This is a genomic window from Aquimarina sp. Aq78, assembly GCF_900299525.1.
Taxonomy (GTDB): domain Bacteria; phylum Bacteroidota; class Bacteroidia; order Flavobacteriales; family Flavobacteriaceae; genus Aquimarina.
In genome coordinates this window covers 25,301-46,731 of record NZ_OMKA01000024.1, presented here as the reverse complement: position 1 = coordinate 46,731, position 21,431 = coordinate 25,301, and the positions used below count along the sequence as shown (strand labels likewise).

The 21,431-nt window shown below is 32.9% G+C and carries 18 protein-coding genes; 4 read left to right on the top strand and 14 right to left on the bottom strand.

Features of this window, described 5'->3' with window-relative positions:
- Nucleotides 1-77: 77 nt before the first annotated feature.
- A complete protein-coding gene (locus DG435_RS14715) occupies nucleotides 78-965 on the bottom strand; it encodes a DUF4349 domain-containing protein (protein ID WP_106792505.1) in 888 nt (295 codons plus the stop codon).
- A 498-nt stretch (nucleotides 966-1,463) separates the two neighbouring features.
- On the opposite strand from DG435_RS14715, the gene DG435_RS14710 reads away from it, so the two are divergent.
- Together DG435_RS14710 and DG435_RS14705 are read left to right on the top strand one after the other, a co-directional pair.
- Nucleotides 1,464-2,006: a hypothetical protein gene (locus DG435_RS14710; protein ID WP_106792504.1), complete on the top strand. Its 543-nt coding sequence runs from the start codon at nucleotides 1,464-1,466 to the stop codon at nucleotides 2,004-2,006.
- The gene (locus tag DG435_RS14705; RefSeq protein WP_159025561.1) at nucleotides 2,003-2,461 is read left to right on the top strand and encodes a hypothetical protein; all 459 of its coding nucleotides are present in this window, start codon (nucleotides 2,003-2,005) and stop codon (nucleotides 2,459-2,461) included. Before DG435_RS14710 ends, DG435_RS14705 begins: the two co-directional genes overlap by 4 nt.
- A 67-nt stretch (nucleotides 2,462-2,528) precedes the next feature.
- Here DG435_RS14705 and DG435_RS14700 read toward each other — a convergent pair whose 3' ends face one another.
- The 7 genes from DG435_RS14700 to porV all read right to left on the bottom strand — a co-directional run bounded on the left by DG435_RS14700 (nucleotide 2,529) and on the right by porV (nucleotide 10,222).
- Complete coding sequence (locus DG435_RS14700) at nucleotides 2,529-3,320, bottom strand: hypothetical protein (protein WP_159025560.1); 792 nt, start codon at nucleotides 3,318-3,320, stop codon at nucleotides 2,529-2,531.
- Nucleotides 3,321-3,804: 484 nt separating this feature from the next.
- Nucleotides 3,805-4,485: an SDR family oxidoreductase gene (locus DG435_RS14690; RefSeq protein WP_106792500.1), complete on the bottom strand. Its 681-nt coding sequence runs from the start codon at nucleotides 4,483-4,485 to the stop codon at nucleotides 3,805-3,807.
- A 67-nt stretch (nucleotides 4,486-4,552) separates the two neighbouring features.
- Nucleotides 4,553-5,524: a M20/M25/M40 family metallo-hydrolase gene (locus DG435_RS14685; RefSeq protein WP_106792499.1), complete on the bottom strand. Its 972-nt coding sequence runs from the start codon at nucleotides 5,522-5,524 to the stop codon at nucleotides 4,553-4,555.
- Between the two features lie 80 nt (nucleotides 5,525-5,604).
- Entirely contained in the window at nucleotides 5,605-7,218 is a 1,614-nt protein-coding gene (locus DG435_RS14680) for a pyruvate dehydrogenase complex dihydrolipoamide acetyltransferase (protein ID WP_106792498.1), read from the bottom strand.
- 3 nt (nucleotides 7,219-7,221) lie between these two features.
- On the bottom strand, nucleotides 7,222-8,223 hold the full coding sequence (gene pdhA, locus DG435_RS14675) for a pyruvate dehydrogenase (acetyl-transferring) E1 component subunit alpha (RefSeq protein WP_106792497.1): 1,002 nt from the start codon (nucleotides 8,221-8,223) through the stop codon (nucleotides 7,222-7,224).
- A 150-nt stretch (nucleotides 8,224-8,373) separates the two neighbouring features.
- Nucleotides 8,374-8,856, bottom strand: a complete 483-nt coding sequence (locus DG435_RS14670) for a cytidine deaminase (protein WP_106792496.1) — start codon at nucleotides 8,854-8,856, stop codon at nucleotides 8,374-8,376.
- A 196-nt stretch (nucleotides 8,857-9,052) separates the two neighbouring features.
- The gene (porV, locus tag DG435_RS14665; protein ID WP_106792495.1) at nucleotides 9,053-10,222 is read right to left on the bottom strand and encodes a type IX secretion system outer membrane channel protein PorV; all 1,170 of its coding nucleotides are present in this window, start codon (nucleotides 10,220-10,222) and stop codon (nucleotides 9,053-9,055) included.
- Between the two features lie 515 nt (nucleotides 10,223-10,737).
- On the opposite strand from porV, the gene gldJ reads away from it, so the two are divergent.
- Both gldJ and murF read left to right on the top strand, forming a co-directional pair.
- Complete coding sequence (gldJ, locus tag DG435_RS14660; protein ID WP_106792494.1) at nucleotides 10,738-12,414, top strand: gliding motility lipoprotein GldJ; 1,677 nt, start codon at nucleotides 10,738-10,740, stop codon at nucleotides 12,412-12,414.
- A gap of 82 nt (nucleotides 12,415-12,496) precedes the next feature.
- Nucleotides 12,497-13,774: a UDP-N-acetylmuramoyl-tripeptide--D-alanyl-D-alanine ligase gene (gene murF / locus DG435_RS14655; RefSeq protein WP_106792493.1), complete on the top strand. Its 1,278-nt coding sequence runs from the start codon at nucleotides 12,497-12,499 to the stop codon at nucleotides 13,772-13,774.
- Here murF and DG435_RS14650 read toward each other — a convergent pair whose 3' ends face one another.
- From DG435_RS14650 to DG435_RS14625, 6 genes are all read right to left on the bottom strand, one after another.
- A complete protein-coding gene (locus tag DG435_RS14650) occupies nucleotides 13,775-14,857 on the bottom strand; it encodes a DUF2652 domain-containing protein (RefSeq protein WP_106792492.1) in 1,083 nt (360 codons plus the stop codon).
- A 221-nt stretch (nucleotides 14,858-15,078) separates the two neighbouring features.
- Nucleotides 15,079-15,837, bottom strand: coding sequence for an SDR family NAD(P)-dependent oxidoreductase (locus DG435_RS14645; protein ID WP_106792491.1), 759 nt, complete (start codon nucleotides 15,835-15,837; stop codon nucleotides 15,079-15,081).
- Nucleotides 15,834-16,730, bottom strand: coding sequence for a sugar phosphate isomerase/epimerase (locus DG435_RS14640; protein ID WP_106792543.1), 897 nt, complete (start codon nucleotides 16,728-16,730; stop codon nucleotides 15,834-15,836). The genes DG435_RS14645 and DG435_RS14640 overlap by 4 nt, the downstream gene beginning before the upstream one ends.
- An 11-nt stretch (nucleotides 16,731-16,741) precedes the next feature.
- Nucleotides 16,742-17,713 carry an aldo/keto reductase gene (locus tag DG435_RS14635; RefSeq protein ID WP_106792490.1) on the bottom strand — a complete coding sequence of 324 codons (972 nt, stop codon included), beginning with the start codon at nucleotides 17,711-17,713 and terminating at the stop codon, nucleotides 16,742-16,744.
- A gap of 25 nt (nucleotides 17,714-17,738) precedes the next feature.
- Nucleotides 17,739-18,011: a hypothetical protein gene (locus tag DG435_RS14630; protein ID WP_106792489.1), complete on the bottom strand. Its 273-nt coding sequence runs from the start codon at nucleotides 18,009-18,011 to the stop codon at nucleotides 17,739-17,741.
- 16 nt (nucleotides 18,012-18,027) lie between these two features.
- Nucleotides 18,028-21,369, bottom strand: a complete 3,342-nt coding sequence (locus DG435_RS14625) for a VCBS repeat-containing protein (RefSeq protein WP_106792488.1) — start codon at nucleotides 21,367-21,369, stop codon at nucleotides 18,028-18,030.
- Nucleotides 21,370-21,431: the final 62 nt, after the last annotated feature.

The window sequence follows — 21,431 nt, the reverse complement described above, 5'->3', positions numbered from 1 at the left end:
ATTATTAATCTTCCTTTTACTTGCGCAAAATACAAAATTAAGCGCACGGGAATAGCACGCTTAATTTAATATTTTTTTTACTTTTTTACCCATTCAAAATACACAAAGATTACACCTCCTAATACTAGTAATGGCCAGATATAAAATAATAACAATGTTAGGTTTTCTATAATCGACCAACCAAAAGACAACCCTTGTTTTGCTTTGTCTAAAAAACGAGGTTGGTATTCTGCAGGCTCTTTTTTTGGGATTATAGTTTGATATACATCGACCTGAACTGTACTATAAGACACTTTGTTACTTAAATATTTTAATCTTCCCTGAGCAGATTCGATTTCTTCCTGGAGTAAACTAAGCTTTTCTTCGGTCTTTAAAATATCTTCTACCGTTTTGGCTCTTGTTCTTAAAATGGTTTCATAACGCTCTTTTACATCCAACTTTGTTTTTAATCGTGATGTAATATCAATATATTCTTCAGTCACATCTACTGTAGATATATTTTTATAATCCACGAATTCTGCCAACCCACACACACTATCCAAAACGGTATCAAATTGATCTTGAGGAATTCTGATCGTAAAACGATTTTCTTTAGTATAATTTGTGTTTATGAATCGCTCGTCAGAAATATATCCTTGGTATTTTGAAGCAATTTTTCTAGCCAATAGTGTTGCTTCTTCAACATCCTTCACTTTAATTCGACAATTAGCATTCTTAATAATCTTTAGAGTAGTATCAACATTATTTTTTTTAATTTTCAATCTATCACTATCTAGTAGTATTGCTTCTTCTGTTTTTTCTTCAGATTCAATACTTGCTAACACAGGTGTTTCTCCTGTATCTTCGAGCATAATACTCTCTGAGTCTAAAGCATATTTACTTTCTCTATTAGAGCAGGAATATCCTAACAATGCCACTCCTACTAAAATTATTATTCTGCTTATTTTAAATTTGTTCGTTTTCATTTTTTATATTTTTTATCTTGTTAAACTGAAAACAAACTTAAAACCAAACCTCATCTATCTATTGTAGAATACTTGTAAAGGAATTGTAAAACATTTTACAAAGCACAAATCATTCATTATCAAAATATTAAAGCTATAACTCCTGAAGAAAAAATATTATTCGATCTCCTTAAAAAAGCAGTTACGCAACAGTTTTTAAAGGAAAATACTGCTTCGAGTTATGATATTTCTGATTGGAAAGGGCAGGATATCATATTATTTCAGGAAGATTTACAAAAACGAGTAAAAGCTTCGATTAGCGAAAAATCTTTCTATAGTTATTTTAAAAATTCTTCAGAAAAATTACCTCGTGTTGATATCCTTAATCTACTCTCACAATACTGCGAATATAGAAACTGGAATGATTTTAAAAGTAATCACTCCATTTCTTCAAGCCCTACAAAGGCAGTAGATATCCCTAAATGGTTTTGGATTGTACCATTAAGTCTTGGTCTATTTATGACAATATACTTCTTAATTCCTACTGAAAACACTTTTAGTTTTTGCTTTATCGATCAAGATAGAAATCTACCTATTACTAAGATTCCTATTGATATTATTATACTAAACGATGAAGAATCTCCTTTTTACTCAAAAAGTGACAGTATAGGCTGCTTTACCTGGAAAACAAAAGATGATTATATTCGTTTTGTAGTCCAGTCACCTTATCATAAAACTGATACCATATATCGGACGACCTCTTCTGATCGCCGTGAAGATTTACATATTAAGACAGATGACTATGCACTGATGCTTCATTATTATGCTAACGGAAAAGTTAACGATTGGCAAAACAGACGAAAAGAGTTGTCTAGAATAATTGCTAATGATGCAACTATTTTTCAGGTACTACCGCAGCGATTAGGTATTGAAATGTATGCCAAAGATGAATTTATAAATAAACTAACTACACCAACACAAAGCTTAAAAGATATTGAAATTATAGAATCCCGAAGATTAAATGGACAGATTGTTAAACTAAAATTCAGGATAAAATCATGAAAAGATTGATATACATCATAGTACTTTTATTCTCATTTGGCTGTGCCAATAATGCATCTAAATCAATGGAAATGGATACTGTAGAGAGTTTTGAAAAAGTAGAAGAGCAATCTGAGCTTTCTGAGCATGATGCCTACACCCTGATAATCTCCCAGAAACTTCAGGAATATCTGGACAAAAAGACATTGGCCAAGGACAATCCTGATTTTACTATTGATACAAATAAAAATGAATTGCTCTCTATAGAAAAAGGAGCCCAGCTCAAACATATTAATTTTATCACTCCTTTTGAAACTGTTTCAGATTCTGTACAAAAAGTAGCAACACAAGTTGTTCTTGAACACCAGACTGATACTATTATAACATTGATTAAAACGTCTATCATTACTATTGATAACGAAGTTTTTAAAACACATAAAATAGAATTCGAAACGACAGAAAGTGTCAAAAATTAACAAAACCATCGATTAGGCTGTAATCGATGGTTTTTCTAATTCAATATTTATAAGGTCAAGGACCTGTTTACCAAGCCCAAACTCTATATGATGACGTTTTATCATTCCATGATTTTTTCCAGAACCACCATCCCGACAGGGTGTAATTTCTTAAATCGTTTACTCCGGCAACAGTTTGGAAATATGGAGAATAAAAATTCAAGGTTCTACCGTTATAACAACTATGCTGGTATAATCTCACATATGCTCTTCTCCCCCATGGTTTGGTAAATATAAGAGAAGACATATGGTCATTATATCCTCCCAAATTCCAATCTTTATAATAGTATTTATTAGTTCTTCGTATACCTGTCATTTCTGCAACATAGTTTATATGATAATAGAAATAAAAGTTTCCGGTACCATTAATCGATCCATCGACACAAGTTCCCTTAGTTATTTGCTGTTCTGATCTTTCCTTAGGAAAATCTCCTGCTAGTTTAGAAACATATTCATCCACCTCATCATTAGTGTTAAAAACTTTTACATTAATGGTTGTTTCTCCTTCTTTTTGATCTTCAAAAAACAATCCTTGAGGAGAGTCTTTTTTTCCAAAAATACGCTCTGCCATTTGTACATCTCCGTCTACTTTTACCACTTGGGATTCTTTGGTATCTAAAACATAAAGGACTTTAAATTTCTCTCCATAATAATCATAATTGTGAACGATCTCCACAATTCCTTGTTCTGGGGCTTTATCTTGAAGACTCTTGATTGATTCAACACCAGATTCTTCGATATTTATTTCATCTTTATCACAACTCGTAAAGACAAAAAGCATCATAACTGACACTACACAGAATTTAATAATTAGTTTCATTTTTTATGGTTTTAAGATTCCTACTCTATTTAAGGCTTTTCGGAGTTCGCCTATAGTTTTGGTTAGGATACTATTAATCATTTTTGGCGCCTTTAAAACTCTTAATAGTATATGTAAATGTATTCCTTTTCCTTTAAGCAAAAAGGGGGAAATATCCCCTTTTCTAAAAAAGAATACCTTACTCATAATGTGTACATCCATCAAAGCGTATAATGGTTATCCATTACCAACTTAATGAATAACCATTATGTGTTTTTATTAAAAAAAATCAAGTTATTGTTCTAAGCAGTAAATACTATAGTGTTCGGATGTTGTAGCTTATATTAAAACTTTTGAAATCGGGATTGAAATAAAACAATTAATAAAGGAACATGAAATTCCTTTGACACTTTATAGAAGTGGTTTCAAATATACTTCTAAATGATTGTTGTTACATAATAAAATAGGTCTCACAGATTTTAAAAACCTGTGAGACTTTACTAGGTTATGGTGTACTACTTGACACCTGAAGAGCTTTTCCATTATAGAATCTATTTCCGTTTAAGGAAAATTCTTTTATATATTTTGCCATTTCTACAGCTGTTAAAGGCGCTTGATATCCCGGGAATGCTTCTTCCAGCATTTCGGTTTGCACAGCTCCAAGAGCAAGAACATTAAAAGCAATACCACTTTCTTTATATTCTTCTGCCAATAACTCGCTTAAGGTAATTACCGCGCCTTTACTAGAACTATACGCTGCTAATCCTGGAAACTTCATACTTCCCTGTATACCTCCCATACTACTTACAGTAACCACATGGCTTCCTGATTTCATATATGGTAAAGTCAAACGCGTAATTTCGGCTACTCCAAAAACATTTACTTTATATACCTCTTCAAAATCCTGAGTAGAAATTTCGCTAAAAGGTTTATTTAATAATTTACCAGCGTTATTGATCAAGACATCTACTTGTTTCCAAGAAGAAGAGATGTAGCTACTCATCTTTTTAAGATCCTTCGGACTACAGATATCAAAAGAAAATGTATGTATATTTTTATGTTGTAGGGCATCGATAGGTTTTTCATTTCTTGATAATGCCAAAACCTGATGACCTTCATCGGCAAATAGCTTTGCCATTTCATACCCTATCCCTCTACTTGCACCTGTTATGATAATATTTTTCATTCTTCTGTAAAATTAAGCCCTATAAAAAATCATATGTTTTTTTGACTTTTCAGACAGTCTCTTTTTATTAATTTAACTTAATTTCTTTATCCGATGTATTTGCCATCTTTGTAAGTACAGGAACACAACTGTTAATGAGTTCTGCCATAAATTCAAAATTCATTTCGGATGCTTCATCATCTACATGATGGTAATAGTCATAATTTGTAAAATCAAAAGTAGAAATAGTCTGGCAAGGAACTTTAAATTGTTCATAAAATGGATAATTATCACTTCTTCTAAACAGTTGAAATTCTTTGGCTTTTGGTAAATATCCTATCAGCTCCGAACCTGCATATTCGTTCATTTTTTGAGCCATATTAGATATTTCATACCCAGTAATATAGGCTTTATAGGGTTTATCATTTAATGGCACTCCTATCATTTCAAAATTAACCATGGCATACACATTAATATTCTTTTCTTTTAATACTTCTGCGAGATGTGCCGATCCTAGTAACCCTCTTTCTTCTGCTCCAAACAACACAAAAAGAATACTACGTTTATTATTTTTTAATTGAGCAAATTGTTTAGACAGAGAAATTACCGCACTGCTTCCTGCTGCATTATCATTAGCGCCATTAGCAATTACATCTCCATTAACTTCTTTTCCTTTACCTATATGATCAAAATGTGCTCCTAATATGATAAATTCTTTTGATAGTTCATCATCTGTACCTTTAAGAAATCCAACAACATTATATGTTGCTGTTCCTTTTGCATCAAAAGCGTCTCTATAGGTTTCAAAATAAGGTGCTATTTTATTTTTTTTAAACTCTTCTTCAATAAATTTTGCGGCTTTTTCTAGACCTTCACTTCCAGTATCTCTTCCTTCTAACTCATCACTAGCTAAAAAATCCACAATATTCTTAACATCAGAAACTTTAGTCTTTTCTACAGAAGTATTTTCTGTTGTCTTAGCTTGTGGCTGGGCAATTGTTCCTTGTTTGCAATTGATAAATAAAACCGAAATCAGGATGATCAATATGTTCTTTGTCATAAAAATATGTTTTGGATAAAGATAAAAAATCCCGCTTCATTAGAAGCAGGATTGAATATGAATATTATAATGGTGGTTATCTACGCAAGCATAGTAACCGGATTTTCAAGATACTGTTTTAATGTTTGTAAAAACTGAGCTCCTGTTGCTCCATCTACAGTTCTGTGGTCACAAGCTAAGGTCACTTTCATTGTATTACCAACTACAATTTGACCATCTTTAACAACTGGTTTTTCTACAATAGCACCAACTGAAAGTATAGATGAATTAGGTTGGTTAATAATAGAGGTAAATTCCTGAATTCCAAACATACCAAGATTGGATACCGTAAATGTACTACCGTTCATTTCTTGCGGAGTTAATTTTTTATTACGGGCTCTACCTGCCAAATCCTTAACCTTCGATCCTATTTGAGTAAGAGACATATGATCTGTAAAAGGCAAAACAGGAACTACCAATCCATCTGGTACCGCTACAGCGACCCCAACACTAATATGTTTAGCATATCTAGTTGCTACGTCTGTCCACTGTGTATTAACCTGTGGGTGTTTACGAAGTGCCATTGCACATGCCTTAACCACCATATCATTAAAAGATACTTTGATATCTGGCAATTCATTAATCTTCTTACGTGAGGCCATTGCATTCTCCATGTTTACCTCGATAGTAAGATAGTAATGTGGTGCGTTAAATTTAGAAGCCGAAAGACTCTTAGCAATAGCTTTACGCATTTGTGAATTTTTCACTTCTTCGAAACTTTCTTCTCCTGCTGGAGTAAACGTTTGTGCTACAGGAGCAGAAGTTGTTTCTTTAGCTGGTTGCGAAGTACTAATATCAGCTGCTGAAGAAGGTGTAAATGATTCTACATCTTTCTTAACAACACGTCCGTTTTCACCTGTTCCTTTTACTAAAGAAAGGTCAATTCCTTTATCAGCTGCAATCTTCTTTGCCAACGGAGAAGCAAATATTCGTCCTCCTGATGAACCATTTCCTCCTGAATTTGCAACTGTTGTTTCTATTTTTTCTTCTTTTGCAGGCGCAGTGTCTTTTGTTACAGTAGCTGTTGCTGGAACACCATCTTTAAGTCCGGACACATCCGTTCCTGCAGGGCCAATTATCGCCAGTAAAACATCCACCGGAGCAGTTTGCCCTTCTTCTATACCAATATGCAATAAAGTCCCGTTATAGAATGACTCAAACTCCATAGTAGCTTTATCTGTCTCTATTTCGGCAAGGATATCTCCTTCTTCAACAGTATCTCCTACTTTTTTCAACCAGGTAGCTACGGTTCCTTCTTCCATTGTATCACTAAGACGAGGCATAGTAATAATCTCTACGCCATCAGGAATTGTAGTCACTTGATTAGAAGCGGGAGCAGGTTCTTCTACTTTTTCTTCTTTTACCGGTTCTGTATTTGGTGTAGTATTTCCGTTTAATAAATCAGAAATATCTTCATTTTCTTCTCCGATAATAGCAAGCAATTGATCTACTGGAGCTGTCTCTCCTTCTTCAATCCCTACATGAAGCAATGTTCCTTCATAGAAAGACTCAAACTCCATTGTCGCTTTATCTGTTTCTATTTCAGCAAGGATATCTCCTTCACTAATTTTATCTCCTTTTTTAACAAGCCACTTCGCAACCACTCCTTCTTCCATGGTGTCGCTCAATCGCGGCATATTAATTACTGTAGCCATAATTTATTGTGGTTTGTGTGATAAAAATGGATAATTATCCTGTTCGTATACAACATCATACATCACATTCTTCTCAGGGAATGGTGATTCTTCAGCAAATTTTTGACATTCTGCAACTCTATCCTTTACTCGTTTGTCTATTATTGCAATTTCTTCATCTGTAGCATGCTTTTTCTCTTTTATAATATCCAAAATCTGAGTTATTGGATCTATTTTTTGATATTCTGCTACTTCTTCTTTTGTACGGTATTTTTGAGCATCACTCATAGAATGACCTCTATATCGGTATGTTTTCAGTTCCAAAAATGTTGGTCCACCACCTGTTCTTGCTCTAGTAATAGCCTCATCCATAGCCTCTGCTACCTTTATAGGATTCATTGCATCTACCGGACCAGAAGGCATTTCATATCCCTGTCCTAATTTCCAAATATCTGTATGATTTGCTGTTCTTTCTACAGATGTTCCCATAGCATACCCATTATTCTCTACACAAAACACTACAGGTAATTTCCATAGCATTGCCAGGTTAAAAGTTTCATGTAATGATCCTTGCCGAGCAGCTCCATCACCAAAAAACGTAAGCGTTACTGCATCTCTTTTATGATATTTATCTGCAAATGCCAAACCTGCTCCCAAAGGTATTTGTCCTCCAACAATCCCGTGTCCTCCATAAAATCGATGCTCTTTTGAGAAAATATGCATCGATCCTCCTAAACCTTGAGAAGTACCAGTAGCTTTACCATACAACTCTGCCATTACTCGTTTTGGATCAACGCCCATACCAATTGGCTGAACATGATTACGGTATGCTGTAATCATTTTATCTTTGGTAAGATCCATAGCATGTAAAGCTCCCGCCAAAATTGCTTCCTGACCATTGTATAAGTGTAAAAAACCTCTTACTTTTTGCTGAATATAAACTTGAGCTAACTTATCCTCGAATTTTCTCCAGAAAAGCATTTCTTCGTACCAATTTAGGTAAACATCTTTGGTTATCTTTTTCATTTAGTTGTACTGATGTGTATGTCTAAAAAAACTAGCTACAAAACTAGCCATTATTTATTTTTTTCTCTTATTTTTTAAGAGAACGAAAAACAAAAATAACATATTCGAAATTAAAGGGAAAGGAGTTTGCTGATAAAATCAACGAAAACGTTATAAATATGAATTATCAAAAATAAGCGGCAATATATTAGATAAAGAAGATGACTTAACCACTTTTCCTGTTTCTCCCATAAAATAAATAGCTATTGGCATATTTTGTTTCACCTCATATTCTGCTATTGCTTGTCTACAGGCACCGCAAGGAGGTGTTGGAGTTAGTAATTGATATTTTAAAGATTTGGCAGAAAGCGCCATGGTAACAATAGGAACTTCTGGAAAATTAGCCCCAGCATAGTATATAGCTGTACGTTCTGCACACAATCCTGATGGATAACAAGCATTTTCCTGGTTATTTCCTAAAACCACCTCTCCATTCTCTAATAAAAGTGCTGCACCCACCAAAAACTCAGAATAAGGGGCATATGCCTTATCTCTAATTGCAATCGATTGTTGCATCAACCTCTGAATATCTTCTGGCAATTCATCAAATGAATCATATACCTGTAAGACAGATTTTATCTCTATTTCTTTCATGTGTATATTATATTATTTTCTAACACCTCTTCATATCGTATTATTAATACTCATACAGCTTTCTTTTAAATACCGGAGAGTGCACATCGTATTCCTTCAGTTTTAACTACAAATAAAAGTATCACAATGTACTATAAACAAAAAAAGTATCAAACCCTTCGGCTCGATACTTTTTTATATTATTATACAATATTTTCTAGTCGTAATATTCGTCTCCAAAATTAAAGGAAAGACCAAAACGTAATGTTCCTTCAAGTGGACTTCTAACAGAAGAAGTAGAAAATAAATATGATATATCTAAGTTTACGATATTATATCTAAAACCAGCACCCAGTGATAAGAATTTACGTGCTCCTTTTTCTTCAGATTCATTAAAGTATCCTGCTCTAAACGCAAATACATCACGATACATATATTCTGCTCCTAATGACCAAGTAATTTCTTTTAATTCTTCACTAAATCCATCTGGCGCATCTCCCCAAGAAGAAAAGATAGATCCAAATGCACTTTTATCATTATACTCATCGTTTGCAGCTTGCTGTTCCTCTGCAGTAATATCACCATCACCATTAGTATCCGGATTTAAAGGAGTAGGTACAAGCAATTTACTAAACTCTATTGAAGGAGTAATTCGGTTATCTTCATTAAGGATAAAATCAAATGCAGCTCCTAATCTAAAATTAGTTGGTATAAAGTTTTCTTGACCTGCATCATCATATTTTATTTTTGGTCCTATATTAGAAATCGTTGCTCCCGCTCTCCATCTACCATTAAAAGAATTAAAAGCAATTTCATCACTTCTATAAAAACCGGCGATATCTACACCAAAACTTCCTGCTGCACTAGCATCTGCTCCCAGGCCTTGTAATCTAAGATCTGAACGCAAATAACGCCCTGCTACAGCCATAGAGAACCTATCACTAAGTTTTAATGCATATGAGACATCAAGAGTTAATTCATTTGGCTTTTGAACATTAGGCTCATCATTAGGCCCTTGTCTAAATTCTATATCCCCTAAGCTAAAATATCTAAAACTTGCTGCTACAGCACTTCGTTCATTAATACGGTTATAATAATTTACATTCCCCAAGAATATGTCATTAACCAGATTACTTAAATAAGGAGTATAGTTAACCCCAACCCCTTGCTTATTTTTTATGAATGCATATTTAGCTGGATTCCATTGTTGTGAAAATGCATCTGGAGAAGTAGCAACCCCTTGGTCTGCTAAACCAGCCGCTCTTGCATCTGCAGCTATTAATAAAAAGGGAGTAGCAGTTGTTATTGCTCTGTTTTGTTCCTGAGCCTGAGTTTTAAAAGTGAAAACTGTAACACACAATAGGCTAAGGGTTAATAATCTTTTCATATCCTTTAAAAATTGAGTTTGACAAATATATAGTTATTTAGTTAGTAAGAATAGTGAGTTCTTAATTTTTTTAAGTTGATGGTTTATAAACGCTGATTTTAAGGATATCTTATATTTCATTTTAGTTTCCGTGATTAATTTTTATTAAAACATCTCAAATATACGCTTTCAATCCCCATGTAATCTTTTAAATTTCAAATGATTGGCAATTTTATCTCTTTATAAGTTTGCCTACCACAAGAAGTGAAAATAATGTTAAATAATTACATTATTTAACGTTTTGTTAAGAATTATGTTTTTTCCAAAAAAAATAAGCGCAATGTTTTTTTTAATATTTTAAATTTCTTGTTTTTATTACATCACAAATAATAAACTCATGAATATTGCGTTAAACCAGAGTCGTTATAAATTCATAAAAAAATGTGAATTGATAATATTTTGAAAAAATTAGGGTAATTTTAACGTTTATTATTTATATTGCAAGCCCTAATTTCTACTTAAACGAACTTAAGATTATGAAAAACGCGTTTATTTTTAAGTCGCTAATGGCACTTTCCATTAGTGTTTTACTGTTTAGTTGTTCTAAGAACGATTATGGGAGCAGTTCTAGAGCCACAGGTTGGAAATACAATTCCAAAGATGGTGGATTTCAGGTACAGACAAATTACAAAGAGCAAGAGACTGGTCCTGGTTTAGTATTTATTGAAGGAGGTACATTTACTATGGGACGTGTACAAGATGATGTAATGCACGACTGGAACAACACTCCAACTCAACAACACGTTCAATCCTTTTATATGGATGAAACCGAAGTTACTAACGTGATGTATTTGGAATACCTTGATTGGTTAAAAGGAGTATATCCTCCTACAGAACCAAAATATAGAAACATATATTATGGAGCTCTTCCTGATACTTTAGTATGGAGAAATCGACTTGGTTTTAATGAAATGATGACCAATAATTACTTACGTCACCCTGCGTATGCTAATTATCCTGTTGTAGGGGTAAATTGGATTCAAGCAATAGAATTCAGTAATTGGAGGACTAATCGCGTTAATGAAAGAATTCTTGAAGAAGAAGATGTAATTAAAAAGAATGCTCCTTTTGAAGATGTTTCTGCAGAAAGTACTTTTGACACAGACACATACTTAAACGCTCCTACTCAAACTTATGGAGGTAATGATGAAGCCATCAGAGGTGGTAGAGCATCAGAAAAATACGCAAAAACAAATGACTCTACTGGTCTATATATACAACGTAAAGACGGATTACTTTTACCCAAGTACAGACTTCCGACCGAAGCTGAATGGGAATATGCTGCTTTAGGTTTAGTAGAAATTAGAAGTTACAACATCTATAGAGGTAGAAAAAAATACCCATGGACTGGAAAATACACACGTTCTGGAAAAAGAAGAACTCGTGGAGATCAATTAGCTAACTTTAAACAAGGTGATGGTGACTATGGTGGAATCGCTGGATGGAGTGATGATGGTGCAGATATTACTGCTCCTGTAAAATCTTACAACCCTAACGATTATGGTTTATATGATATGGCAGGAAATGTTGCAGAATGGGTAGCTGATGTATATAGACCTATTGTAGATGATGAATATAATGACTTCAACTACTATAGAGGGAACGTATATACCAAAAACGCTATCAACCCTGATGGAACTGTAAAAATTGTTATGACAGATTCTATAGTATATGATACACTTAGTAATGGAAAAATTATAGCTCGAGTATTACCTGGCGGAATTTTACAAGTTCCTATTGATGAAAACGAAACATACATGAGAACTAATTTTACCGATAGTGACAACAGAAACTATAGAGATGGTGATAAAAGTTCTTCTAGATACTATGAAGGATTTCAGGATCAAGCCACTCCTAACAGAAGAATGTATAACGCACCTATTCACTATGTAGGTCCTGATGCAGAAGATAGCACACAAATGGACAGAAGATATGATGAATCTAGTAAGAGAACTACTATCGTTGATGATGAAGTACGTGTATACAAAGGTGGTTCTTGGAAAGATAGAGCTTATTGGTTAGATCCGGCACAAAGAAGATTTATGCCTCAAGATATGGCCACAGATTATATTGGTTTTAGAAATGCAATGTCTCGTGTTGGTACTAAAGCCAGAAAGAAAAAAACACCAAGACACCAGAAGCCAAAAGGATAATAGCTTAGAATTTAATTAAAGTTCGTTATAAATATAAAAGCCCTGTACATATTTGTCAGGGCTTTTTAATATCATCTAGTTAATGACCATCAACCAAATACATCAATTATTCTTAGCTAGCAGTGGCGTGTGTACAGATACTCGAAAAATTGAGCATAATGTCATATTTTTTGCTTTAAAAGGAGAGAATTTTAATGGAAATACGTATGCCCAAAAAGCCCTGGAACATGGAGCAGCATATGCAATAATTGATGAAGTAACATTTAAAACTACAGAAAAACATATTCTTGTGGATGATGTTCTAAAAACACTACAAGACTTAGCTTCGTTTCATCGCCAATACCTAAATATTCCTATCATTGCTTTAACAGGAAGTAATGGAAAAACTACTACAAAAGAATTAATCAACAGTGTTCTCTCGTCTTCTTTTAAGACAACCGCCACTAAGGGCAATCTAAATAATCATATAGGCGTTCCTCTTACGCTTTTATCAATGACCAAGGAAACTCAAATAGGAATTGTAGAAATGGGAGCCAATCACTTGGGGGAAATAGCATTTTTATGCTCTATTGCTACTCCAGATTATGGTTATATCACAAATATTGGCAAAGCTCACCTAGAAGGTTTTGGAAGCATTGAAGGTGTTTTAAAAGGAAAAACAGAACTTTATGATTACTTAAAAAAACATGATAAACTAGTTTTTCTTAATCTTGAGGATAAAAAACTAGTGAATGCCTCTTCCGAAATAAAGACATATAGTTTTTCACAATCCAATACAAGTGATGCTATTATTAAATTGACAGATACAAATCCTAATGTAATTATCTCTTTTCAAGACGATACCATACACAGCAATCTAATAGGTCAGTACAACTTCACAAATATTGCTGCGGCTATAGCTATTGGATCCTATTTCAAAATTAGCTTAGATAAGATCAAAGGCGCAATAGAATCCTACACCTCTACAAATAATCGTTCGCAAATCATTAAAAAAGGGAACCATACAATTATCCTGGACGCTTATAATGCAAATCCAACAAGCATGGAAGCCGCCATCAATAATTTGGTTCAATTGCAATACGGTACTAAAATTGTCTTTTTAGGAGATATGTTTGAATTGGGTGATGATGCATCTCTAGAGCATCAAAAAATAGCTGATCAGATAAGTGATACAGAAACAGACGAAATATATTTAATCGGGAGTCATTTTTTTACCACCAAATGCACTAATCCGAATATTCGAAAATTTAAATCTTATGAAGATCTTGAAACTAGTTGGAGCCTAAAAAATCAAAAAGATGTTATTCTTATCAAAGGATCACGAGGCATGAAACTAGAAAGAATTCTGGATCTTCTCTAATTAAGTTATAGCATCGTTTCTTACAAATGCTTCAAGATTATCCAAAGATGCCTTCATAGACTTCTTAATGGCTTTTTTTATCAGAAGAAACAACATAAGCTTATGCACGATTGATTTCGCCTTAGGATAGATCTCTACAGTAAGCAAGCATTTATTACCGGGTAATGGTTTTATAATAAAAAACTGATACAGTGCATGCAAAGGAACATCCGTAGTACGTTCTCCGTATACAATCTCATCAAGGCTTGCTTTTTTGGTCACTGTTGTAAAATTGAGTCGTTTTCCATCAATTACACAGACATGTTCGGTACCTAATCGAGTAACTTCCCCTGGGTTGTATTCGAATTTATCAACTCCCTTTGCCCAATAATGCCTATAACTATAATTAGTAATATATTCTAATAATTGTGCTGCAGGAATTTCAAACTCTCTCTTTAAAACTATAGATGGAGAACATTGAAAATCTACCACTTCTGGAATAGCAAAAGGAGTAAGTTTTAACTTATTTTTATTTATTTCAGAAAACAAATAAATAATCTCCTTAGTATCATAGGTATCTTTACTTTCTCTAAAATGATATAATTTACTCTCATAATTAACAGGAAGTCCAATTGTTTTTGATACTTCATCACTTAATAAAGCATAGTTATCACTTACAATAGAATTTTTAAGCAACCTATGAGCCTCAATAACTACCTGACCAAAAGGCTTGCGCTTTTCTTGAACCGTAATAAACTGTAATTCACCACAATGCACTACTATTTTTAATTGCAAATTAGGCGCTGTAGCACATGCATTACAAGGGCAAACACGATTTTTCTCTAAAAGCTTAAGATGGCTATAAAATGCAGTAAACATTGTTTCAACCTGCGCCAGTAGTTTTTCTTGCGATGGGATTTCATTTTCTTTATAAAAAAACAATGCATCCCCTTCTACTTCCGCTAATTTCAAATCTTGTGTATTGGCATTAATCAAAACCTCTAACAACTCAGAAATCACGTGTTGACTATGTTCTACCTCGGTATTCTGAACAAAGTGCGTGAAACCCGAAATATCTGGTATAAAAAGTAATGATTTTGCCATCTGAAAATATACTATTTGTTTTGACTAAAATGATAAAAAGCATAACCCTTGTATACTTTTCGAATCATGGACTAACTATTTTTATGTATAGGTAGTAGGAATTTTTCTTTATAACTAACAATATACAAATCCTTATTGATCATCAACGTATCAATAAATCTATTTAACCCTTCATTACTATTTTATGGTGTGATTCTTTTTAACTTCATATCTCTTTTCTTTTAAGAGGTCGTCATAATTCCTCCATCAATAGTTAGGGCAGAACCTGTCATCCACGAAGAATCTTCTGATGCCAAAAACAATGCTAGTTTAGCAATATCTTCTGGTGTACCCAAACGTTTTAATATGGTAGCCTTTTTTACATTATCAACAGCTTCATCAGGGTTTTTAAATGCTTTTGCAGAATCCCAGATCAGAGGTGTATCTACGGGTCCGGGGCAAATAGCATTAACACGTATTTCAGGGCCATAATCTAATGCTGTTTGCTTAACCAAAGAGACTAACGCAGCTTTTGATGCGCAATAGGCAGCATGGTTTGGAAAACTCTTAAACGCAGCGATTGATGCATTAGCAATAATGATTCCTTTCTCTTTTTGGATGTATGGAATGGCATATTTACATAAATAAAAAAACGAATTAAAGTTTATATTCAGAGTTGTATGCCAATCTTCAATACTAATTTCTTGAATACTTCCTAGTCCTAACACACCTGCATTAGTTACTATGCCTGTAAGTTTTCCAAACTTGATAATTGCTGTGGTTACCAATTCTTTATTTACTTGAGGAGTACCTACATCTCCAGCATAAAATATAGCATCTGCAGATGTTAATTTTAACTCTTCTACAAGTGCATTTCCTCTTTCTATGTTTCTACCACTTAACACTAATTTAGCTCCTTCTTTTGCATATAAAATAGCAATAGCTTTTCCCATGCCGCTTGTAGCTCCTGTAATAACAAATACCTGATTTTCTAATTTCATTTTAGCTCTCTTGCAGTTTTTATTAATAGCTCTTTTGTCAATCGAATACCTTTATCTTCGTCATCATTAGGGCCTTCATATTCAATTCCTATATAACCTGTATAGTCAGCATTTTTCACAATTTGAAGCATTTTCAAATAGTCGATTTCTGTTTCGTTTCCTTGCTTATCAAAATTATTGGATTTGGCACTAACTCCTTTGGCAAAAGGCATCATATCCTTTACACCTTGATATCTGTCATATTCATAAAAATTGCCAAAATCTGGTAACGTACCACAATTACTATGATTCACATTTTTCATGATTTTGGATAGCCAATCTCCATGTGTAGAATAGCTTTGATGGTTTTCGACTACTATATTGATAGTATAGTCTTTAGCAAAATCAGATAATTGTACTAAACTATCCTTTCCTGCCTTTGCAACATCGGTTCTACTTCCTTCTCCATGTAAATTAACACGAATAGACTTACATCCTAAAAATTGTGCTGCTTCTACCCATTTATAATGATTTTCTACTGCTTGTAATCTTGCTTCTTTATTTTGATTACCCAATTCACCTTCTGCATCGACCATAATCAGAACATTTTCTACATTAAGATCCGATGTACGCTGTTTTAATTCTTTAAGGTATTTATGATCTTTAGCTCTATCTATAAAAAACTGATTGACATATTCCACAGCATGAATATCAAAATCATTTTTAGCTTTCGCAGGAAAATCGAATGTTGAAAGTTTCCCCGAACGTAAACTTCTATGTAATGACCACTGTGCAAGTGATATCTTAAAAAACAAAGTGTCTTCTTTTACGATCATACCCGATGGAAATGATAATGTTAATCCCACACCTAAAGCTGTGTTTGAAGTTTTCTTTATAAAAGTTCTTCTGCGCATATTCTGATCGGTTAACAAGACCAGCTTGTTGGTAAACGATCCCAACGATGATCTCTTAGCTTATGTATCCATTCTTGTGAAAGCCCTTTTCCATCACTTATACGCATATTGGCTTCTACATTACGTAGTTGACGCATACCAGGAATCATCGTAGTAACAGCAGGTTGTGATGCGATAAAACGCAATGCTAATTCGGCTAATGGCATTTTATTCTGAACCAGTTCTTTTAATTTTTCAATACGTTTTATAGTAGGTGGTAAATTTTCAGAGCCAAAATAAATATTTCTAAAATCGCCAATATCCCATTTAGATTCTAAAGTAAGTTTTCCGGTAAGAGAGCCTTCATCAAATGGAACACGGGCTATAACTGCAATATCATTCTTTTCGCAATAAGGAAATAATACATCTTCAGGAGATTGATCAAAGATATTATAAATAACTTGTATCGAATCGATTAACCCAGACTCTAGTGCTTTCAAACAGTTGGCAGGTTCCCATCGGTTTACACTAATCCCAAAAGATTGCACTTTCCCTTCTTGTTTTAGTTTTAGTATCATTTCTTTCCATTCATCCTGTTCTGCCCAACTATCTTCCCATACATGAAATTGTTGTAAATCTATTGTTTCAACCCCTAAATTTTTCAAACTCTTTTCTGTATACTCTACGATATGATTTGACGGGTATATATCTTTTAAAGTAGATGATTTACTTGGCGGCCATTCATCAATTTTCGGAGGAATTTTTGTTGCTGTATGCAGTCTTTTTTCTGAATGTCTTTTTAATAATCCTGCTAAAATTTGCTCGCTTCTTCCTTCTGCATATCCCCACGCTGTATCAAAAAAATTACAACCCAATTCAATAGCTCTATCTAATGATCTATTAGATATTTTATCATCTGACTCTGACCAACCCGCCATACCCCACATACCATATCCTACCTGACTTACATTCCAATCTAACTTTCCAAATTTTTTATATCTCATTTTTATCTATACTTTTCCAAAATTGTTACTTTTCTGATTGAATATATTTTACTCCAAAGCTCGACACTAATTTTAAAGTGATTCTTTGTGCCACACCGCTATCTGCAAAGAGTTTGCTTAACATAGTTCCAAGCCCTAAAATCATGACTAAAAAACCAAGTGTATTTCCTATTCCTGTTTGAATAGATTGAATAACGTTTTGCAATTCCATGTTCTGTAATACACCAACAAAAATGCAAACAATGATAAATGAAATAAATAACAACAGTATTCCTAAAACAATAATAACTAAAGGCATATAAAAAAGGGGTAAGTTATTCGTATTTGTTTATTGTAAAAGCTGATATTTTATCATCATTATTACCAGAAATCATAGCAGGGTTATTATCAATTTCTATCCAATGCAAATTCTTAGAATCATATGGGATAAATACACCACTCTTTGAGGCATGCATTGGTGAAAAATTAAAATTTCCTTCATTTAATAAAACCATTCCGTAGCCAGCATCATTTCTTGGTGTTTCAATTTCTGAAGTAAATAGGTTTCCCGCGATTATTATATCTTTTTTGGAGTCATTATTAATATCAATAATCAAAATATCATTAATAGAAGAAATCTGTGCTATTGCTGGTAATGGTATAAACTCAAAGTTAGCATTTCCGTTATTCTTCAGGATACCGCTTTTAAAACTATAACTAGATAAATTCATAGCAGATTTTAGGTTATTCTTACCATATATATCTGCAATAGTGGCATTCCCAAATTCATGATAAGTAGGTATGCTGTTTTTTATAAAAGGAATTTGTTCAGACGAACATTCTTTTCCTCTAACAGGGAAAAGCTTACCAAAATTATAATACCCTAAAACAATATCATTCTTACCATTATTATCAAAGTCATTATAATATATTTCAAATGGTTCTATAGTACTAGCTTTATATTTATAATTCTCCCCTAAATTTCCTAATATGTAGTCATCATCGCCATCATTATCTAAATCAACAGATTTAATAGCATAGTACCAACCAGAGATACTGTCTAAATATGTAGATTTTACTTTTGTAAAAATTGTATTATCATTCTCAAAAAGAATTGGAGCCATCCACTCTCCTGTTACTAATAAATCAAAATCTCCATCTGTATCATAATCTGTCCATGTAGCATCTGTTACCATACCTATATCTTTTAATTCGGAAGCATTTTTTTCGGTAACATCAATATATTTCCCTTTATCGTTCATTAAAACATAGCTACTTGTGGCACTTGGGTATTGATGAGGTTTATGTCTTCCTCCTATAAACAAATCGGGATATCCATCTTTATTAATATCTGTAACCCTAATTTTAGAACTGCTTATGTGAATACTTTTTGGTAAAAGTTCTGTACGTTTCACAAACGTACCCGATCTATTTTCATATAATCTATCTGCATAATTGGGTGAGTTTTCTTTAAATTCATTACCTCCACTAGCTACATATATATCTAAATCTCCATCTTGATCAAAATCTAAAAATTGAGCATCAATGTCTTCAAAAATAGCATCTTCATGAAACGTTTGTTTTTTAATAAATTTTCCATCTTCATCTTGGATAAATACTATTGAAGCTTCTCCTGTACTTTGTCCTAAAAATATATCATCTTTACCATCATTATTTATGTCTCCAACTGCAATAGCCGGACCTAATTGAGATAATTTATGAGGTAATAGTGATTGCCGTTTATAATCGTCATACTCATTCTCAACATGTTTTAAATCAGAAGACAGGTCGTGTATAGAAAATAATTTCTTCGATTTTTTGAAAGAAGATTCAAAAGCTTTTGCAGAAGTATCAAATTCTATAGAATATGTTGTATTAAATTGATCAACTCTAACATTTTGTTTTTTTCCGTTTGGCCAAAAAATACATAATGAATCTATTTTAGTATTTTCTTCAAGACCAATATTTATTTTTAACGGAACAGAAGACAGATATCCTCTAACGCTATAGTTTTCATAAACCTGTTGCCCTTTATTTGTATATAAAACAGCTTTAGCTCCAATTCCATTTATGTTGTTTTCAACTCCTTTAAACTCAAGCTTAAGATATTTATTAGTAGAAATTACATCTGAATTATTCTTTAAAATAGTCGCTTCTTGATCAACATTATTTATGACCAAATCTAAATCACCATCATTATCCAAATCTGCATAAGCTGCACCATTAGAATAGTCTTTTGTAGCATTTTTTAACCACTCATCAGAAGTGTTTTGAAATTTTAAACTCCCTGAATTTTTGTAGAAATAGTTTTTATGTGCCCGATGTGGCATTTTAGAAATCAAAAATTTTAACTTTTCAGGATTCGTGTAGGCATCTTTATTTGTTTTTGAAAATGTTTTCATCTTTGCAAAAAAATCTTTATTTCTAAAGTCTCTTTTAATACCGTTTGTTATAAATATGTCCTTATCCCCATCATTATCAAAATCTGCTAATAATGGTGCCCAGCTCCAATCGGTATTAGACATTCCTGCTATTTGTCCTATTTCTGAATAAAAAGGAGTCCCTGTAGAATCAATATATGAAGTATGCTTTTGAAAAGTATTGTACATATACTGAAAATGCCTTCCTGCTTTTACTTGGTTATCAAATTTTTGAGGATTCATTCCTGGCATACTTGTTTTAATACCATAATTATCCTCGGCTACCATATCCAGAGTAACGATGTCTGTATACCCATCATTATCAAAATCGGCCAGATCATTACCCATAGAAAAACTTGAAATATGTTTTGTTGCTTTCTTTATTACATCCTTAAAAGTTCCATTTTGTTGATTGATATACATATAATCATGTTCTTCATAATCATTAGAAATATATAAATCTGGCCAACCGTCCTGGTTTAAATCGCTTACTCCTATACCTAATCCATATGATATTGCATTAGAAAAGATACCCACTTCAAGAGTTTTATTTATGTATTTACCATTTTCATTTACATAGAATTTATCTCCAATTTCAGAAAATTCCGTCCTTCCTTTCTCTAATACCTCAGGTTGAAGAGGTTGTGGATTATGATTCATTAGATACATATCTAGATCACCATCTAAATCAAAGTCAAAAAATACAGACTGCATTGAATAACTAGCATCATTGAGTCCATATTTGGCTGCCATTTCTTCGAAAACCGGAATCCCATTTGCATCCAATCCTTTATTTACATAAAGCTCATTTTCCAAAATTATTGATTTCTTAAAAGGCCCTGATTTACATACATAAATATCTAACAGTCCATCACTATTTATGTCTACCATATTGGCTCCAGTCGTCCACCCTTGACTACCTTGCGTGTTAGACATTTTTGTGATATTTTGAAATTTCAAATTCCCTTTATTAATATACAATTGATTAGTTTCTAAATTGGATGTAAAATAAATATCATCTAATCCATCATTATTGATATCACCGATGGCAACTCCTCCTCCATTATAAAAATATTCATAAACAAACGCATTCATGAATTCGTCTTCGTAAATATTGTTTTTGAATGTTATTCCTGAATAGGTTCCTGGTATTTTTTCAAATAGAATAATAGCAGTATCATCTTTTTTAGTACTGCAAGAAAAAATAACTACTACTAGTAAAAAATGGGTTATTATTTTAAATACCGTTCTATTCATTTAATTATCATTATAGAAATCATTAATTATATAAATACATTCATCGATTAAATCATTTCGAT

Excerpts from the sequence above, each read along its gene's own strand:
- DG435_RS14715 (WP_106792505.1), bottom strand. The coding sequence starts at position 965 with ATGAAAACGAACAAATTTAAAATAAGCAGAATAATAATTTTAGTAGGA.
- DG435_RS14710 (WP_106792504.1), top strand. The coding sequence starts at position 1,464 with ATGACAATATACTTCTTAATTCCTACTGAAAACACTTTTAGTTTTTGC.
- DG435_RS14705 (WP_159025561.1), top strand. The coding sequence starts at position 2,003 with ATGAAAAGATTGATATACATCATAGTACTTTTATTCTCATTTGGCTGT.
- DG435_RS14700 (WP_159025560.1), bottom strand. The coding sequence starts at position 3,320 with ATGAAACTAATTATTAAATTCTGTGTAGTGTCAGTTATGATGCTTTTT.
- DG435_RS14690 (WP_106792500.1), bottom strand. The coding sequence starts at position 4,485 with ATGAAAAATATTATCATAACAGGTGCAAGTAGAGGGATAGGGTATGAA.
- DG435_RS14685 (WP_106792499.1), bottom strand. The coding sequence starts at position 5,524 with ATGACAAAGAACATATTGATCATCCTGATTTCGGTTTTATTTATCAAT.
- DG435_RS14680 (WP_106792498.1), bottom strand. The coding sequence starts at position 7,218 with ATGGCTACAGTAATTAATATGCCGCGATTGAGCGACACCATGGAAGAA.
- pdhA (WP_106792497.1), bottom strand. The coding sequence starts at position 8,223 with ATGAAAAAGATAACCAAAGATGTTTACCTAAATTGGTACGAAGAAATG.
- DG435_RS14670 (WP_106792496.1), bottom strand. The coding sequence starts at position 8,856 with ATGAAAGAAATAGAGATAAAATCTGTCTTACAGGTATATGATTCATTT.
- porV (WP_106792495.1), bottom strand. The coding sequence starts at position 10,222 with ATGAAAAGATTATTAACCCTTAGCCTATTGTGTGTTACAGTTTTCACT.
- gldJ (WP_106792494.1), top strand. The coding sequence starts at position 10,738 with ATGAAAAACGCGTTTATTTTTAAGTCGCTAATGGCACTTTCCATTAGT.
- murF (WP_106792493.1), top strand. The coding sequence starts at position 12,497 with ATGACCATCAACCAAATACATCAATTATTCTTAGCTAGCAGTGGCGTG.
- DG435_RS14650 (WP_106792492.1), bottom strand. The coding sequence starts at position 14,857 with ATGGCAAAATCATTACTTTTTATACCAGATATTTCGGGTTTCACGCAC.
- DG435_RS14645 (WP_106792491.1), bottom strand. The coding sequence starts at position 15,837 with ATGAAATTAGAAAATCAGGTATTTGTTATTACAGGAGCTACAAGCGGC.
- DG435_RS14640 (WP_106792543.1), bottom strand. The coding sequence starts at position 16,730 with ATGCGCAGAAGAACTTTTATAAAGAAAACTTCAAACACAGCTTTAGGT.
- DG435_RS14635 (WP_106792490.1), bottom strand. The coding sequence starts at position 17,713 with ATGAGATATAAAAAATTTGGAAAGTTAGATTGGAATGTAAGTCAGGTA.
- DG435_RS14630 (WP_106792489.1), bottom strand. The coding sequence starts at position 18,011 with ATGCCTTTAGTTATTATTGTTTTAGGAATACTGTTGTTATTTATTTCA.
- DG435_RS14625 (WP_106792488.1), bottom strand. The coding sequence starts at position 21,369 with ATGAATAGAACGGTATTTAAAATAATAACCCATTTTTTACTAGTAGTA.